Genomic DNA, 16,497 nt, shown 5'->3' with positions numbered 1-16,497 from the left:
GGTGGACGCGGCCCGGCCGGCCGGCCGATACGCTTCGGCAGGTGACCGCCATCCTGCCGATCCGGCGGCTGCGACCGGCGGAACTGGCCGCCGTGGACGCCGTACTCGCCCTGGCGATCGGCACGCTGCTCGGCCCGTACGCGGCACTGGAGTCACCGCTGCACGGTGGGGTGCGCGAACCGCTCTGGGTGTCGGTGCTCGTCGGGATGGCCCTCGGGTTGCCGTTGGCCGTCCGGCGGCGGTGGCCGATCACCGTCGCCGTCGTGATCAGCTCCGTCGCCGCAGTCGCACTGATCACGGGTGTGATCCCGGGCTACGCCGCTGCCGCTCCGGGGCTCGCCATCGGTCTGTCCCTCTACACGATGGCCGTGTCGACACGTACGCCCCGGTCGATGCTCTGCGCCGCCGGTTGCCTCGCGCTGGTGAGCGTCGCCCTGGCGCTGACCGAGAGCGACCTCTGGTCGCGAACCGGTGGGGTCGTCTACGCCGCCGCCATGATCGCGCCCGCCTGGATGATCGGCTGGCTGGTCCGCGAGCGACGGGGCGTCGCCGCCCGCCAGGGCGAGCACCTGGTCCGCCGAGCCGCCGCCGAGGAGCGGTTGCGGGTGGCCCGCGAGCTGCACGATGTGGTCGCGCACACGCTGAGCCTCATCGTGGTGAAGGCGGCCGTCGCCAACCACGTCGCCGACACCGATCCCCGCGAGGCGGGGGCCGCCCTGCGGGTGATCGAGGAGACCGGCCGCAACGCCCTGACCGACGTACGCCGGGTGCTCGGCGCGCTGCGCGAGGACACCCCGTACGCCCCGCCGCCCGGGCTGGACGCGCTGCCCGTACTCGCGCAGCAGGCGGCGATGGGCGGTGTCGACGTACGGCTCGACGTACGTCGGGAGGATTCGCCCGGCGTGGTGCCGGAGTCAGTGGGCCTGGCGGTGTACCGGATCGTGCAGGAGGCGGTGACAAACGTGGTGAAGCACGCGGCACCGGCCGTCTGCCGGGCGACGGTGACCGTCACGCCCGGCGAGGTCAGGGTCGAGGTCATGGACGACGGCGACCGTCCGGTCCTGATCGGCGGGGAGGGACACGGACTGATCGGCATGCGGGAACGGGTGACGTTGCACGGGGGCGAGTTCCGTGCCGGGCCACGCTCCGGCGGCGGCTTCGCGGTGACGGCCAGCCTGCCCTACCGGGCGACCGCGTGACCCGGGTGCTGATCGCCGACGACCAGGCGCTGCTACGCGGCAGTTTTCGGCTGTTGGTCGATTCGGCCCCGGACCTCACCACGGTCGGTGAGGCCGGCACCGGCGTCGAGGCTGTGGCTCTGACCGCCGAACACCGGCCGGACGTGGTGCTGATGGACGTGCGGATGCCAGAGATGGACGGTATCGAGGCGACCCGGCGGATCTGTGGCAACCCCGCCACGGCCGGCACCCGGGTCGTCATCCTGACCACGTTCGACCTGGACGAATACGTCTACGGAGCCCTACGCGCCGGAGCCAGCGGCTTCCTGCTCAAGGACACCCCACCGGCGGACCTGCTTGCCGGCATCCGGGTGGTGGCCGCCGGCGAAGGACTGCTCGCACCGACTGTGACCCGCCGGCTCATCGACGAGTTCGCGCGTCGGCCGGAGCCGGCCCGGCCGCTGCCACGACAGCTGGAGGGGGTTACCGAACGGGAACGGGAAGTACTCACACTGATCGGCCGGGGCCTGTCCAACGCGGAGTTGGCCGGGCACCTCGGTCTCAGCCTGGCCACCGTGAAGACGCACGTCGGGCGGTTGCTGACCAAACTGGCGGTACGTGATCGGGCGCAACTGGTCATCGTCGCCTACGAGACGGGCCTGGTCGGACCGGGCGGCCTGCGCTGAGAGCGTCGCCCCGCCACGGAGAGACACCATGTGTGCCCGGCCTGGCGTAGTAGGCCTGTCGGCACGGGCCGGTTCTCCGAGCTTGAACCCGCCGGGGCGGGTCAGCTCATCGCGCGGGGCTCGGCGGTCTGCTCCCAGAGGGACCGCATCTCCTCGAACGCCTGTTCCATGAGCTGCACCATCGCCAGCCTGGCGCGCTCGCCCTCGTGCCGCTGGATCGCCTGGGCCACCTCGGCGTGCAGGCGCAGCGCCTGCTCGTGCGGGTGGTGCGGCATGAGGTGGTGCTTGTGCCGGCCGGTGAGCACCTCGGCGACCAGGTCCTGCAGCCGGACGAACATCTCGTTGCCGGAGGCGAGCAGCACCCGCCGGTGGAACTCGATGTCCAGGCGCAGGAAGCGCTCCTCGTCGCCGGCCTTGCCGGCGGCCCACATCTTCGCCGCCAGGCCGACGAGGTCGCTGGCCTCGTCGTGACCGGCCCGCTCGGCGGCCAGCAGGGCGGCGTGCGGCTCGATGGCGGTGCGCAGCTCGGTGATGGACCGGAGCTGGGCGAGCCGGCTGGCCGAGGCCAGCCGCCACCGGATCACCTGCGGATCGAAGACGTTCCAGTCGTGCGCGGGCCGGATCGTCACCCCTACCCGTCGGCGGGTCTCGATGAACCCGATCGACGCCAGGACACGCAGCACCTCGCGGACCACCGAGCGGGAGACCTCGTACCGGTCGACCAGGTCGTCGATGTTGAGGACCGCCCCGGGGGCGAACTCTCCGCCGCAGATGGCGGTGCCGAGGTGCTCGAGGACGCGGGCGTGCAACCCGACCTCGGCCGGAGCGGGCTGGGTGCCGACGCCCCCGGAGGAGTACGGTTCCACGCCAACGATCATATCAGTTCGGTCAACCCCTTGAATAAATCAGCTTTTTCGACCTAGCATCCCGTAGTTAAGCGGACGTTACAGCGTTGTGGCGCTCTTCCCCCGGGGCGGCGACCACGAGAAATGGAGAGATGGCGTGCGACGTCGATCGATAATCGGTACGTCTCTGGCCGTGGTGGTCGCCATGGGCCTGGCCGCCTGCGGCGGTGGAGAGGACAGCGGCGGTTCGAAGACCGTGCGCGTGACGCTGGTGAACCACGTCTGGACGGAGAACGTCAAGAAGGCGCTGCCGGAGTTCGAGAAGCAGACCGGCCTGAAGGTCGAGGTCACCCAGCTCGGTGAGGACCAGCTGTCCGACCAGTACAACGTCAAGCTGAACGCGGGATCCAGCGACCTCGACGTGATGATGTACCGGCCGCTGCAGGAGGGCAAGCAGTTCGGCAAGAACAAGTACCTGGCCGACCTGACCGAGCGGTCCAAGGCGGACAGCGCCTTCGACTTCAGCGACTTCCAGGCCGGCCCGGTGCAGGCCACCACCTACGACGACAAGGTGGTCGGCGTGCCGATCATCACCGAGTCGGAGGTGCTGTACTACCGCAAGGACCTGCTGAAGAAGTCCGGCTTCGACGCCCCGCCGAAGAGCCTGGACGAGCTCAAGGCGCAGGCCGCCAAGGTCGAGGCCGACAACCCGGGCGTTGCGGGCTTCGTCTCCCGCACCGGCAAGGCCGCCGCCGTCACCCAGTTCTCCAGCTTCCTGTTCAGCTTCGGCGGTGACTTCGTCGACGCCAACGGCAAGGCCGCGGTCAACACCGACCAGGCCAAGCAGGCGTACGCCTACTACGGCGGGCTGCTGCGCGAGCACGGCCCGGACAACGTCAGCACCGACATGAGCTGGTCCGAGGCCATGGCGATCTTCACCCAGGGCAAGGCGGCCTTCTACACCGAGGCCAACTCGCTCTACAAGAACGCCACCGACCCGGCCAAGTCGAAGGTCTCCGACACCGTCGGCTTCGCGCCCTTCCCGGCCGGCCCGGCCGGCTCGAAGCCCTACAACATCCCGTCCTGGGCGCTGGGCATCAACGACCAGTCGAAGAACAAGGACAACGCCTGGAAGTTCATCGAGTGGGCGGCCGGCAAGGAGCAGTCGCTGGCGCAGCAGGAGGCCGGCGTCCCCGGCGCCCGCGCCTCGGTCTGGGCCAACCCGCAGGCCATCGCCACCTACCCGAAGGACCTCGCCGAGGCCACCACGGCCAGCACTGACAACGGCGTCGGCCACGACCGTCCGCTCGTCGTGAAGGTCGCCCAGGCCCGCGAGATCGTCGGCCAGCCGATCGTCGACGCGATCACCGGCAAGGATCCGGCCGCCTCGGCGGACGCGGCGAACGAGGCGTTCCAGAAGTTCCTCGACGACGAGGCGAAGTAACCCGACCGCGGGACGGCGGGGCCCACCGGCTCCGCCGTCCCCGCGCCGGGTCCCGGCCCTGAGCACTCGGAGACCTCATGTCAGCCGTCACCACACCAGTCACCAGTCCGTCGAACGCCGGCGCGGCCCCGGCGGAGTCGGGCTGGTCGCGCTGGGCCAACGCGCACCGCAAATGGCTCTTCGCGGCTCCCGCCATGGCGTTCGTCGCCGTGCTGATCATCTTTCCGGTGGCGTGGACCGGATACCTCAGCCTCACCGACGCCGAGGGTTCGGTCCGCGCCGAGAGCGAGTTCATCGGGTTCCAGAACTACCTGGACGTGCTCGCCGACACCGACCGGTTCTGGCCGGCGGTGTGGCGCACCGTCCTGTTCACCGGCGTCGTGCTCGCCGTCGAGGTGGCGCTCGGCATGGCGATCGCCCTGCTGCTGTGGCGGCCGTTCCGCGGTGAGCGCTGGGTCCGGGTCGCCATCCTGCTGCCGCTGGTCGCCACCCCGGTGGCGGTCGGCATGATGTGGCGGCTGATCTTCGACCCCACCATCGGCATGGCCAACCAGGTGCTCAGCTGGGTCGGGATCGGCCCGCAGCCCTGGCTGTCCGGTCAGAACAGCGCACTGCCGACGACGATGTTCATCGACATCTGGCAGTGGACCCCGATGGTGGTGCTGATCCTGCTCGCCGGCCTCACGTCGCTGTCGGACGAGCCGCAGGAGGCCGCCCTCATCGACGGCGCCAGCACCTGGCAGCGGTTCCGGCACGTCACGCTGCCGCTGCTGATGCCCACGGTGATCGTCGCGATCCTGCTGCGCGGCATCGACGCGCTGAAGACCTTCGACATCCTCTACGCCACAAAGGGTCGCGGCGGCGGGTCGTTCCACGAGGTCGAGACGCTCAACGTCTACGCGTACGGGCTGAGCTTCGACTACAACGAGTACGGCCTCTCGTCGACGGTCCTGATCATCTTCTTCCTGATCATCATCGGGGTGATGTGGGCCCTGACCTACCGCAAGAAGGGGCTGGACCGATGAAGCCGGGCAAGCCGTTCAAGGTCTTCCGGGCGGTTGCCCTGACCGTCGTGGTGCTGGGGCTGATCGCGCCGCTGCTCTGGATGATCGCCGCGTCGTTCAAGACCAACGTCGACATCTACGACACCGGCAAGGCCTTCGTCTTCTCGCCCACCCTGGACAACTACGACAACGTGCTCCAGCAGGCCAACTACGTGCAGTTCATCGGCAACAGCCTGTGGGTGGCGTTCGCCGCCACGCTGCTCTCGCTCGTCCTCGGGGTGCCGGCCGCCTACTCGATGAGCCGGTTCAACATGAAGAAGTCCGCGCTCGTGGTGCTCATGGCCCGGATCATCCCGGGCGTGTCGCTCCTGGTGCCCTGGTACTACGTCTTCTCGAACCTGCAGATGGTCGGCGGGTACACCGTGCTGATCCTCAGCCACATGTTCGTGTCGCTGCCGCTGATCGTCTACATCATGATGGGCTTCTTCGACAGCCTGCCGGAGGACCTGGAAGAGGCAGCGCTTGTCGACGGGCTGACCCACATCGGCGCGTTCCGGCGGATCACCCTGCCGCTGTCCGTGCCCGGCGTCGCCACCGCCGGCATCCTGTCCTTCATCTTCTCCTGGAACAACTTCATGTTCGCCCTGGTGCTCTCCGGTGCGGACACGAAGACCCTGCCCGTGGCGATCTTCGACTTCGTCGGCTACGCCAGCATCGACTGGGGCGGCCTGATGGCCGCGGCCACCGTGGTCACTCTGCCGATCATGGTGATCGCCCTGTTCGTGCAGAAGTACATCGTCTCCGGTCTCACCGCCGGCGCCACGAAGGGCTGAGGACGCCATGACAACGATCGCACGGGTGGAGACGTTCCTCGTCGCGCCGCGGTGGCTGTTCGTCCGGGTCGAAACGGTCGACGGGATCGTCGGCTGGGGCGAGGCGACCTGCGAGGGCCGCTCCGAGACCGTCCGCACCGCCGTCGAGCAGCTCAGCGAGCTGCTGGTCGGCCGGGACGCGCTGCGGATCGAGGACCACTGGCAGGTGCTGACGAAGTCCTCGTTCTACCGGGGCGGACCGATCCTGGCCAGCGCCGTCGCCGGGCTCGACCAGGCACTGTGGGACATCGCCGGCAAGCACTTCGGCGCCCCGGTGCACCAGCTGCTCGGCGGACCGGTCCGCGACCGGATCCGGGTCTACGGCTGGGTCGGCGGCGACGAGCCCGCCGAGGTGCGCGACCAGATCAGCGCCGCCGTCGAGACGGGCCTGACCGCTGTGAAGATGAACGCGTCCGGGCGGATGAGCCCGGTCGCCTCGGTCGCCGAGCTCGACGGCGTGGTCCAGCGGGTGGCCGCCGCCCGGGAGGTGCTCGGCGACGAGCGGGACGTCGCCGTCGACTTCCACGGCCGGTTCAGCCTGGCCACCGCCCGGCGGGTCGCCCCGCTGCTCGAGCCGTATCGGCCGTTCTTCCTGGAGGAGCCGGTGGTGCCGGAGAACTCGCACCTGATCGGCGAGTTCGTGCGCGCCACGACCACCCCGGTGTCCACCGGGGAACGGCTCTACAACCGGCAGGAGTTCCTGCCGGTGCTGCAGGCCGGCATCGCGGTCGCCCAGCCGGACCTGTCGCACGCCGGCGGCATCACCGAGGTTCGCAAGATCGCCGCGCTGGCCGAGGTGTACGACGTCCAGCTCGCCCCGCACTGCCCGCTCGGCCCGATCGCCCTGGCGTCCTGCCTGCAGGTCGGTTTCGCCACGCCCAACTACCTGATCCAGGAACAGAGCATCGGCATCCACTACAACCTCGGCGCCGAGGTGCTCGACTACTGCCTCGACAAGACCCCACTGACCTTCGTCGACGGGTATGTCGAGCGCCTCACCGCGCCCGGCCTCGGCATCGAGATCGACGAACACGCGGTGCGGACGGCGGACAAGCGCGGCCACGCCTGGCGCAGCCCCACCTGGCGGCACGCCGACGGCTCCTACGCGGAATGGTGAAGAACATGACTGTCGATCTCGTCACCGAACTCGCCGCCGCCCGGATCCTCGCGGTCATCCGGGGCACCGACACCGCCGGCGCGATCGCCGCCGGCACCGCCCTGCTGGAGGAGGGCGTACGGGTCGTGGAGGTGGCCCTCACCACGCCGGACGCGGCTCGGGCCGTCGAGGCGCTGCGCGCTGTCGCGCCGGCCGGCTCCCTGGTCGGCGCCGGCACGGTGCTCACCGCCGCGGACGTCGCCGAGGTGGCGGCGGCCGGCGCGCAGTTCGTGGTGACGCCCGCTGTGGTCGAGTCGATCGCCGAGGCGGCGCGGCTCGGCCTGCCCGTCGCCGCCGGGGCGTTCACCCCGACCGAGGCGTACACGGCGATGCGGCTGGGCGCGTCGGCGATCAAGCTGTTCCCGGCGTCGGTGGGTGGCCCCGCGTACCTCAAGGCGGTGCGCGACCCGTTCCCGGACATCCCGTTCGTGGCGGTCGGCGGTGTCGGCCTGGCCGACCTGCCCGGCTACTTCGCCGCCGGCGCGATCGCGGTCGGCGTCGGCGGCCCGCTGGTCGGTGACGCCGCCTCCGGCGGCGACCTCGACGCCCTGCGCCAGCGCGCCCGCGCCTACCTCGCCGCCGTCGCATGAGCGCCGCCGGCCTGCCCGCCGCGCGGCCGCGCGGCACCCGCCCGTCCGCCACGCGTCCGCGCGCCGGCGGCTACCCGGCCACCGCGTCATGACCGCCGTCGACCTGCTCACCTTCGGCGAGGCCCTGGTGTCGCTGCGCACGGCCGGGCCCATCGTCACCGGTGGCGCGCTCACCCCGCACCTGGCCGGGGCGGAGGCCAACGTGGCCGTCGGGGTGGCCCGGCTCGGCCACCGCGCGGCCTTCGCCGGGCGGGTCAGCGCCGACGAACTCGGCGAGTTCCTGCTCCGGCAGCTGCGCGCCGAGGGGGTACGCCTCGAGCACGTGGTCCGCGACCCGGACCGCCCGGCCGGACTGATGTTCCTGGAACGGCGGACCGCCGACCTGACCCGGGTGATCTACCAGCGGGCCGGCTCGGCCGGCTCGGCGGTGACCGTCGAGGACCTGCGGCCCGCCCTGGCCGCCGGCGCCCGGGTGCTGCACCTGACCGGGATCACCGCGGCGCTCTCCGACGGCGCCCGGGAGGCCACCCGGTGGGCGGCCGAGACCGCCGCCCGGGCCGGGACGCTGGTCTGCCTCGACGTCAACCACCGGACGAAACTGTGGAGCCGGGACGCGGCGCGGGCCGCGCTCGCCGACATCGTCGGCCACGCCACGGTCGTGGTCGCCTCCGCCGACGAACTGGACCTGGTCGGCACGCCGGGCGCGGACGAGCCGACGGCGGTCGCCGAGTTGCTGGACCGGGGCGTGTCGACGGTGCTGGTGAAGCTCGGCGGCGACGGCGCCCGCGCGTACACCCGGGAGGGCGTGCGGCACGCGGCGGCGGTGCCCGTGACGGCGGTGGACACCGTCGGCGCGGGGGACGCCTTCACCGCCGGCTACCTCTCCGGCCACCTCGACGGTCTCGACCTGGCCGGGCGGCTGCGCCGCGCGGTCACCCTGGGCGCCTTCGCCGTCGGCGGCAACGGCGACTGGGAGTCGCTGCCCCGCCGCGACGAACTGTCTCTCCTGAACGACGTGCAGCCCGGCAGCACGCTGCGCTGACATCACCCCTGAGAAAGGCATCGGCATGAAGATCGTCGCCGCGGACGTCATCGTCTCCAGCCCCGACCGCAACTTCGTCACCCTCAAGATCACAACTGACGAGGGGCTCACCGGGCTGGGCGACGGCACCCTCAACGGGCGCGAACTGGCCGTCGCGTCGTACCTGGCCGACCACGTCGTCCCGCTGCTGATCGGGCGCGACCCGCATCAGATCGAGGACACCTGGCAGTTCCTCTACCGCTCGGCCTACTGGCGGCGCGGACCGGTCACCATGGCCGCCATCGCGGCCGTGGACGTCGCCCTCTGGGACATCAAGGCCAAGGCCGCCGGGATGCCGCTCTACCAGCTCCTGGGCGGGGCCTCCCGGACCGGGATCCTGGCCTACGGGCACGCCTCCGGGCGGGACCTGCCCGAGCTGTTCGACTCCATCCGCCACCACCTGGAGCAGGGCTTCCGCGCCATCCGGGTGCAGACCTCGGTGCCCGGCATCAACGCCGTCTACGGCGTGGCCGCCCAGCCCAGCGTCGACGGCAAGCGCTACGACTACGAGCCGGCCCAGCGCACGCCGCTGCCCGCCGAGGAGGACTGGGACACCCGCTCGTACCTGCGGCACCTGCCGGAGGTCTTCGAGGCCGTTCGCAACGAGTTCGGCCCCGAGCTGCCCCTGCTGCACGACGGGCACCACCGGATGACCCCCATCCAGGCCGCCAAGCTGGGCAAGGCGCTCGAGCCGTACGACCTGTTCTGGCTGGAGGACTGCACCCCGGCGGAGAACCAGGAGGCGCTGCGGCTGGTCCGGCAGCACACCACCACCCCGTTGGCCATCGGCGAGGTCTTCAACACCGTCTGGGACTACCAGACGCTGATCCGTGAACAGCTCATCGACTACGTGCGCTCCGCCGTCACCCACACCGGCGGCATCACCGCCATGCGGAAGCTGCTCGACTACGCCGCCCAGTACCAGATCAAGTCCGGCATCCACGGCCCGACCGACATCTCCCCGGTCGGCATGGCCGCCGCGCTCCACCTCGACCTGGCCATCCACAACTTCGGCATCCAGGAGTACATGCGGCACGGGGCGCTCACCGACGAGGTGTTCCGGCAGTCGTTCACCTTCGCCGACGGGTACCTGCACCCGGGACAGCAGCCCGGCCTCGGCGTGGAACTCGACGAGGAGGCCGCGGCCCGGTTCCCGTACCAGCCGGCGTACCTGCCGTTCAACCGGCTCAAGGACGGCACGGTCCATGACTGGTGACCGCCGCCCACCCACCCGGCACGTGGTGGTGATGGGCGTGTCCGGGGCGGGCAAGACGACGGTGGCGCGGGGGATCAGCGAGCTCACCGAGCTGGTGTTCGCCGAGGCGGACGAGTTCCACCCGCCGGCCAACGTGGCCCGGATGCGCGCCGGCGTCCCGCTGGACGACGCGGCACGCTGGCCCTGGCTGCGCGACCTCGCGGCCTGGATGGCCGGCCGGCACGCCGAGGGCGTGTCCACGGTGCTGGCCTGCTCGGCGTTGAAACGCTCCTACCGGGACGTGCTGCGCCAGGGACCGCCCGGCGTGGAGTTCGTGCACCTGGCCGGCACGGCCGGGCTGATCCGGGACCGGATGACCCGGCGGGTCGGGCACTACATGCCGGCCAGTCTGCTCGACTCCCAGCGGGCCACCCTTGAGGATCTGGCGCCCGACGAACCCGGGGTGGTGCTGGACGTGGCCGCCGCACCGGAGGAACTGGTCGTCGCGGCGGTCGAGCGGCTCGGCCTGCCCCGGCGGACATCCGTCGGCACCGGCTGACCCGGCGGTCCGGCTCCGGCCGGCGCGGCCGTGTCGTCGAAGCACGACCCGGTGACGGTCAGGACGTCCGTCCCGATTCCTGGCTGGGTGACAGCGGTTGCGGGCCGGCCAGCTCCCGGCGGCACCGGGCGAGTTCCGCGCGCAGGTCCCGGCGCAGGGCCCGGTCCAGGCCGGGTTGGGCGAGCGCCTCGGTGAAGTCACGGGCCGCGTCGCCCCACCGGCCCAGCCGGGCCAGGGCGGTGCCCCGGTTGTAACGCGGCACGGGGGCCGCCGACAGCGCCACCGCCCGGTCCAGGTCGGCGAGCGCGGCGGTCACGTCGCCGCGCTCGAACCGGACGGCGGCCCGGTTCGTCCACGCCTCCACCAGCTCGGGGTCCCCGCTCAGGGCCCGGGTGAGCAGCTGGTCGGCCTCGGCGGGCCGGCCACGCTCGGCGAGGATCAGGCCCAGTGTGCACAGCAGCGCGGGCTCCTGCGCGGCGCCGGCCAGCCCGGCCCGCGCGCCGGCCTCGGCGGCGTCCAGCGCGCCGCGCGCCACGTGCAGGTTGACCAGGGCGATCCGGGCATCGAGGTGCCCGGGGTCGATGGCGAGCACCCGCTCCAGGTCGGCGTGCGCCCGCCCGGGGCGGCCCCGCTCCTGGTGGAGCATGGCCCGGTTGTAGTACGCCTCGGGCAGGTGCGGTCCCAGCCGGATGGCGGCGTCGTAGTCCCTGATCGCGGCTCGGGTCCGGCCCGCCGCCCGGTACAGGGCGGCGCGGTCCACGTAGTACTCGCAGTTGTCGGGGTCGTGGGCGATCACGGTGTCCAGGTCGGCCAGCGCCCGGGCCGGGTCGCCCAGCGCGAGGTGGACCTGCGCCCGGTTGTGGCGCAACCGGGCCAGGTGCTGCGGGCGTTCGCCGGGTCCGAGTGCGGCCGTCAGCCGGGCCAGCCCGTCGTCGACGACCCGCAGCGCGCGGTCGGGCCGGCCGGCCCGGCTGTCCAGCAGCGCCAGGCCCTGTTCGTAGAAGACCGTCGACAGCAGCCGCCGGCGTGGGTCGGTCAGCCCGGCGGCGAGGTGCAGGGCCCGATCCAGCCAGAGTCGGGCCTGTTCCGGGTCCTGGTCGGCGGCCGGCAGGTGCCGGGCGTGCAGCATGGCGGTGGCGTACGCCGCCGACATGGTGATCTTCGGGTCGTCGGTGACGGCCCGCGCCTCGTCGTAGAGGTCGAGCGCCTCCGCGGCCCGGTCCAGGGCCGCCAGCGCGGTGGCCAGGCCGGTGGTGAACGCCCACCAGTGCGGCAGGTCGCCGCCGGGGGTGACCACCGCCCGCCCGCGCCGGGCGACCCGGGCCGCGTGGTGGTAGAAGCCGCCGGCCAGGCTGTCGCCCAGGGCCCGCCGCAACGCCTGCGGGGTGCGCTCGTCGGGCGCCGGGTCGGGGGCCCCGCCATCGCGCAGGTCGAGGCGCACCGGGGCCGGCCCGAGCCGGCGGACCAGCGCGTCCAGCAACTCGGCTGTCGTCTCGTCGGCGCTGGCGACGTGATCGAACCGGACGGTCACCGGCCGCCGGAGCGTGCCGGCCCAGGCCGCCACCAGCTCCGCCGCGCCGTAGGCCAGGCAGGCGGTCCGGCGGGCCGGGTGGAAACGGATCGGCTCCTCCTCGGCGGCCGGCCGGGCCGCCGGATCGAGCTGAGGGGCGATCGCGTACAGCTCGACGGCGTGCCGCGCCGCCAGGCGGGGCCGATCGGCGGCGACCCGGCCGAGGAAGGTCGAGACCCCGGCGTACGGCCCGTGGTCACGATGGCAGTCGTAGCGCTCCGCCACGCCGGTCACCGCAGGGCCCACCGCCGCTGAGGCGGGCGCCCGGGAGCGCCCGCCCGGCTGGCAGCTACCAGCACCACTCGATCCACAGCCGACGGGCACCGGACACCAGGCGGAGCGCGGTCGTGCGACGGATGGTCATCTTCCTCATACGAACCTCCGATGTGATCCACCAGGACTGGCCCAGAGAGTAATCCCTATCGATGCAAATAAGAAGAGTCCTCAGGTTGGTCCGGAGCCCATGGCTTCGAGCGCCGGCTCAGACCACGACGCGGACACCGGGCCAGCGTTCGGCTGGGCGGTGACGGGCGAGTCGCTGCCGGGAGATCTCCGGGCCGACCCGGGTCGGGTTGCGCCGCCACACCCCGTCGAGCAGGTCGTCGAGGCCGTGCGGCGCGCAGACCGCGATCCGGCCGTCCGCGTCGAGGCGTACCGCCACGGCGGTGGCGTACTCGGGCCAGGTGGCAACGGCATCGGCGATCGTCCGCAACGGCGCCACCGGACCGCCGCCGAACTTCGCCGGGTACCAGGTGTGCACGGCGGCCTGGTTCTTCGCCTCCCACGGCGGCTCCGGCCAGGCCGTCACCAGCCGGCGGGTGGCCCGGTCGTCGTTGTCGCGGCTCAGGTCCGCCGGGTCGAGGAAGACGACATCGACGTCCCGCACCGACGACGGGTCGAAGCCGTCGCCGTAGCGCTCGCTCCAGACCAGGTCGCGGATGGCGCCCGCGCCGATCCAGGCGTCCGGCAGGCCGGAGTCCCGGACGACGCCCAGCGCCCGGATCAGCCACTGGCTGCGCTCGACGAGGCCCCGCAGTTCGTCCTCGCGCATCGTCTCCCCGGTTACCTCTGTCTTCCTGGCTCGCCCATCGCTCGGGCGTCGGACCGCGCAGCGCCAACTCGAAGACGTGCCGACGTTGGATCTCGAAGCGGAGCGGGCTGATGTCGTACTCGATCGCCCTCAGCTTGCGCACGACGGTGAAGCCGGTCAGTCCGGTCTCTTCGCGGGCCTCGCGCAGCACCGCGTCCGCCGGGTCCTCACCGGGGCGGACGCTGCCGCCGGGCACCTGGATGCCCGCCGCTTCATAGCTGAAGTCGGTGTGCCGGAAGACGGCCCCGAGTCAGGTGCGGGCACTCTCCTCGGAAGGAACTGCCGTTCGCTGCACGGTTCCAGGCAGGCGGCGCACGATCAGAATGGTGCGGGTCCGCGGCCTGCCAGCGACATCAACACCTGCGTCGCGAGTAGCTTGCGAATGCCGGTGACGGCGACTGTCCCCACCCGATCGTAGGGCAACTCCAGTTGCAGGCCCTCGACTGCGTCGCGAAGCTCCGACGTGATCTCGTCCGGCCGGAACGTGCCGCCCCAGCCGTTGAGCCCTCCGCGCTGGTTGGTACTGAGAGAGGCCATGCCGGAGATGCAGGCGCCGTCGACCAGGATCAGCTTCGCAGGACCGGAGTAGGTCGTCGTCATAGTCACCAACCTTTCAAGATGTACGCCGCACACACCAGGGTCCAGGCGGGCTGCCAGTCATCAGGAGGTAACGCGTGGAGTCCGACCATGGTGTGCTCCACCTGACCGCGACCGTACGTGCCTCCGCCGTCAGGCTGGCCCGCGAGGCGGCATTCTGTGCGTTAGCGATAGGAACCGATGCTTAAGATCAGCGCCCGGCGTCGGCCTTCCGCAGACCAGACGAGTGCCGCGATGCCCTGGTGAGCGCGTGAAACGCCGAACGGCGGCCCGCTGAACCAGTCGGGCCGCCGTTCGGCGAGTGTGGATCAGAGCGGGCGAATGTTCTCCGCCTGCGGGCCCTTCTGGCCCTGGGTGATGTCGAACTCCACCTTCTGGTTCTCGTCGAGGCTGCGGAAGCCGCTCGCCGAGATCGCGGAGAAGTGGGCGAAGACGTCAGCGCCGCCGTCGTCCGGGCTGATGAAGCCGAAGCCCTTGTCGGCGTTGAACCACTTCACGGTGCCTGTAGTCATGTCTGCTCCTTCGCAGGCTGTCAGAGGCCGCACTGTGCGGACCCTTACGCCGCCGCGTTGATCACCCGCGTCGAAACGACACGAAAAACGAAAAGCGCCTTGATGGGTTTCAGATGCCCCATCAGGCGCCGGAAAACGTCTACGGAAATCAAAACTGCAACGTGACTACCGTACCACGTGATCCGCCGTCGGTGTCACGCCAGCACGAGGACGTTGATCCTGTGGGATCGGTTCGTGACGGGGGGCATATCGGGGCGAAACGGGGGTAACGGGCCGCCGGAGGTGGCGCATGGTGGCGATGGGGCAGACCGCGCTCTCGGGTGAGCGGCTCCGGCAGACCGACGGCTTCCTCGCCGAGGCGTGGGCCGACATGGTCCGGCACGACGAGCGGCTGCGCGGGACGGCAGTCGAGGTGCGCTTCGACCGGGGGGTGGCGCACCTGACCGGCGAGGTCGCCGACCCTGAACAGTTGCGGCTGGTACGGGAGCTGATCGGCCGGCTCTCCGGCGTACTCGGGGTCTGGTGCCGGGTCACCGTGGCCGGGCGGGCGCCGGTGGTGGTCGACCTGGGCTGCGGCGCGACCAAACAGTGGCCGGGCAACCTGGGACTGGACATCTATCCGGCGCCGGGGGTGAACGCGGTCGCCAACTTGGCCGGCTCGCTGCCGCTGCGCGACGACTCGGTGGACGTGTTCTTCGCGGTGCACATCGTCGAGCACCTGATCGACTTCCTGCCGCTGTTCGACGAGTGCCACCGGGTGCTGCGTCCCGGCGGGGTGCTGCACGTGATGAGCCCCTGGTGGCGGCACGTCAACGCGGTGGCCGACCCGACCCACGTACGGCTGCTCGACGTCCAGACGTTCAAGGGGATCTGCGGTCAGCGCCCACCGGGTACGCCGCGCTGGTATCCGCTGCACGTCGGCTGCGACGGCGCCTCGATCTTCGCCGACCTGACTCCCCTGCCCGCGGACGCCCCAGCTCCCTCGTCGGCCCACCTGGCCCGCTTCTTCGACTGACCACGGCACCGGAGGGCTAGGCGGGGCGGGGTGGGGCGGACTCTCTCAGGGCCAGCTGGTGGGAGACCACCAGCTCTCGGGGCGGTGCGTCGCGGTCCTGGCCCAGGCGACCGGCCAGCAGCTCGACCGCGAGGCGGGCGATGCGCTCCTTGTCCGGGGCGACTGTGGTCAGCGTCGGGATCGAGAAGCGGCCGTCCTCGATGTCGTCGAAGCCGGCCACCGCGACGTCCTCGGGCACGCGCAGGCCCTCCTCGTGCAGCGCCCGCAGCGCGCCGAGCGCGAGCGTGTCGTTGAAGCAGAAGGCGGCGTCGGGGCGTACCCCGGTGGAGAGAAGTTGCCGCATGGCGGCGGCGCCGTCCGCGCGGTGCCAGGCCGGCGCGGGCGCCACCAGGCGGTCGTCGTAGGCGATGCCGGCCTCGGCCAGCGCGGCGGTGTAGCCGGCCAGGCGGAGCCGGGCGCTGGCGCCCTCGGGGGTCCGCTGGGAGCCGATCGCGGCGATCCGGCGGCGGCCGAGCCCGATCAGGTGGGTGGTGATCTCGCGGGCGGCGGCCACGTTGTCGGTCATGACGTGGTCGGCGGGGCCGTGGTCGACCCGTTCGCCGAGCAGCACCATGGGCAGGCCGGCCAGGGCGGCGAGGTCGTCTGCGGTGAGCGCGAGCGGGCTCAGGATCAGGCCGTCGATCATGTGGTCGCCGATACCGCTGGCGGCCTTGCGTTCCTGCTCGGAGCGGCCGCCGGTCTGGTCGATCAGCACTGTCCAGTCGTGGTCGGCGGCGGCGGTGACGACGTGCCGGGCCAGCTCGGCGAAGTAGGGGATGTCCAGCTCGGGCACGGCCAGCGCGATCACCCCGGTACGCCCCTTGCGCAGGTTGCGGGCCGACAGGTTGGGCCGGTAGTTGAGCGCGGCGATGGCCTCCTCGACCCGGGCCCGGGTGTCGGCGCGCACGTGCTGGTAGCCGTTGACGACGTTGGAGACGGTCTTCACCGACACTCCGGCCCGCTCGGCGACGTCCTTGAGCCTGTGCCGCACTGAACTTCCTCCCGGTGAACGCTGGCCGCAGCGTACCGCGTCGCGACGACACGACTGCCTCTTTACACAGGTG

The 16,497-nt window shown here is 71.7% G+C and carries 17 protein-coding genes and 1 pseudogene; 11 read left to right on the top strand and 7 right to left on the bottom strand.

The window, feature by feature from the left end; genetic code table 11:
- Positions 1-41 precede the first annotated feature (41 nt).
- Positions 42-1,199, top strand: a complete 1,158-nt coding sequence (locus AB0B20_RS17860) for a sensor histidine kinase (RefSeq protein WP_357471800.1) — start codon at positions 42-44, stop codon at positions 1,197-1,199.
- On the top strand, positions 1,196-1,864 hold the full coding sequence (locus AB0B20_RS17855) for a response regulator transcription factor (RefSeq protein ID WP_357390674.1): 669 nt from the start codon (positions 1,196-1,198) through the stop codon (positions 1,862-1,864). Before AB0B20_RS17860 ends, AB0B20_RS17855 begins: the two co-directional genes overlap by 4 nt.
- 101 nt (positions 1,865-1,965) lie before the next feature.
- Here AB0B20_RS17855 and AB0B20_RS17850 read toward each other — a convergent pair whose 3' ends face one another.
- Positions 1,966-2,730, bottom strand: coding sequence for an FCD domain-containing protein (locus AB0B20_RS17850; protein WP_357390672.1), 765 nt, complete (start codon positions 2,728-2,730; stop codon positions 1,966-1,968).
- Between the two features lie 172 nt (positions 2,731-2,902).
- On the opposite strand from AB0B20_RS17850, the gene AB0B20_RS17845 reads away from it, so the two are divergent.
- The 8 genes from AB0B20_RS17845 to AB0B20_RS17810 all read left to right on the top strand — a co-directional run bounded on the left by AB0B20_RS17845 (position 2,903) and on the right by AB0B20_RS17810 (position 10,610).
- Complete coding sequence (locus AB0B20_RS17845; protein WP_357390670.1) at positions 2,903-4,153, top strand: sugar ABC transporter substrate-binding protein; 1,251 nt, start codon at positions 2,903-2,905, stop codon at positions 4,151-4,153.
- Positions 4,154-4,230: 77 nt separating this feature from the next.
- Entirely contained in the window at positions 4,231-5,178 is a 948-nt protein-coding gene (locus AB0B20_RS17840; protein ID WP_357390668.1) for a sugar ABC transporter permease, read from the top strand.
- Positions 5,175-5,990: a carbohydrate ABC transporter permease gene (locus AB0B20_RS17835; protein WP_357390666.1), complete on the top strand. Its 816-nt coding sequence runs from the start codon at positions 5,175-5,177 to the stop codon at positions 5,988-5,990. Before AB0B20_RS17840 ends, AB0B20_RS17835 begins: the two co-directional genes overlap by 4 nt.
- A 7-nt stretch (positions 5,991-5,997) precedes the next feature.
- Entirely contained in the window at positions 5,998-7,146 is a 1,149-nt protein-coding gene (gene dgoD, locus AB0B20_RS17830) for a galactonate dehydratase (protein WP_357390664.1), read from the top strand.
- A 5-nt stretch (positions 7,147-7,151) separates the two neighbouring features.
- On the top strand, positions 7,152-7,775 hold the full coding sequence (locus AB0B20_RS17825; RefSeq protein ID WP_357471795.1) for a bifunctional 4-hydroxy-2-oxoglutarate aldolase/2-dehydro-3-deoxy-phosphogluconate aldolase: 624 nt from the start codon (positions 7,152-7,154) through the stop codon (positions 7,773-7,775).
- Between the two features lie 88 nt (positions 7,776-7,863).
- Positions 7,864-8,817: a sugar kinase gene (locus tag AB0B20_RS17820; RefSeq protein ID WP_357390660.1), complete on the top strand. Its 954-nt coding sequence runs from the start codon at positions 7,864-7,866 to the stop codon at positions 8,815-8,817.
- A 25-nt stretch (positions 8,818-8,842) separates the two neighbouring features.
- Entirely contained in the window at positions 8,843-10,072 is a 1,230-nt protein-coding gene (gene manD / locus AB0B20_RS17815; RefSeq protein WP_357390658.1) for a D-mannonate dehydratase ManD, read from the top strand.
- Positions 10,062-10,610, top strand: coding sequence for a gluconokinase (locus AB0B20_RS17810; RefSeq protein WP_357390656.1), 549 nt, complete (start codon positions 10,062-10,064; stop codon positions 10,608-10,610). Before manD ends, AB0B20_RS17810 begins: the two co-directional genes overlap by 11 nt.
- A 58-nt stretch (positions 10,611-10,668) precedes the next feature.
- Here the strand turns inward: AB0B20_RS17810 and AB0B20_RS17805 are convergent, their stop codons facing one another.
- The 5 genes and pseudogenes from AB0B20_RS17805 to AB0B20_RS17785 all read right to left on the bottom strand — a co-directional run bounded on the left by AB0B20_RS17805 (position 10,669) and on the right by AB0B20_RS17785 (position 14,379).
- Positions 10,669-12,405 (bottom strand): tetratricopeptide repeat protein, encoded by a 1,737-nt coding sequence (locus tag AB0B20_RS17805; RefSeq protein ID WP_357390654.1) that lies wholly within the window; start codon positions 12,403-12,405, stop codon positions 10,669-10,671.
- Between the two features lie 256 nt (positions 12,406-12,661).
- Positions 12,662-13,231: a nucleotidyltransferase family protein gene (locus AB0B20_RS17800; RefSeq protein ID WP_357390652.1), complete on the bottom strand. Its 570-nt coding sequence runs from the start codon at positions 13,229-13,231 to the stop codon at positions 12,662-12,664.
- A 52-nt stretch (positions 13,232-13,283) separates the two neighbouring features.
- Positions 13,284-13,466, bottom strand: a pseudogene (locus AB0B20_RS17795) (NUDIX domain-containing protein); the annotation flags it as partial.
- A gap of 122 nt (positions 13,467-13,588) precedes the next feature.
- Complete coding sequence (locus tag AB0B20_RS17790; protein ID WP_357390650.1) at positions 13,589-13,870, bottom strand: hypothetical protein; 282 nt, start codon at positions 13,868-13,870, stop codon at positions 13,589-13,591.
- Between the two features lie 305 nt (positions 13,871-14,175).
- Positions 14,176-14,379: a cold-shock protein gene (locus AB0B20_RS17785; protein WP_013283833.1), complete on the bottom strand. Its 204-nt coding sequence runs from the start codon at positions 14,377-14,379 to the stop codon at positions 14,176-14,178.
- Between the two features lie 289 nt (positions 14,380-14,668).
- Here AB0B20_RS17785 and AB0B20_RS17780 point away from each other — a divergent pair, with 289 nt between their 5' ends.
- Complete coding sequence (locus tag AB0B20_RS17780) at positions 14,669-15,394, top strand: methyltransferase domain-containing protein (RefSeq protein ID WP_357390648.1); 726 nt, start codon at positions 14,669-14,671, stop codon at positions 15,392-15,394.
- Positions 15,395-15,410: 16 nt separating this feature from the next.
- Here AB0B20_RS17780 and AB0B20_RS17775 read toward each other — a convergent pair whose 3' ends face one another.
- On the bottom strand, positions 15,411-16,424 hold the full coding sequence (locus AB0B20_RS17775; RefSeq protein ID WP_357390646.1) for a LacI family DNA-binding transcriptional regulator: 1,014 nt from the start codon (positions 16,422-16,424) through the stop codon (positions 15,411-15,413).
- Positions 16,425-16,497 lie beyond the last annotated feature (73 nt).

The organism is Micromonospora sp. NPDC049151 (assembly GCF_040648395.1).
Taxonomy (GTDB): Bacteria; Actinomycetota; Actinomycetes; order Mycobacteriales; family Micromonosporaceae; genus Micromonospora.
This window is presented reverse-complemented; position numbering and strand designations above follow the sequence as displayed.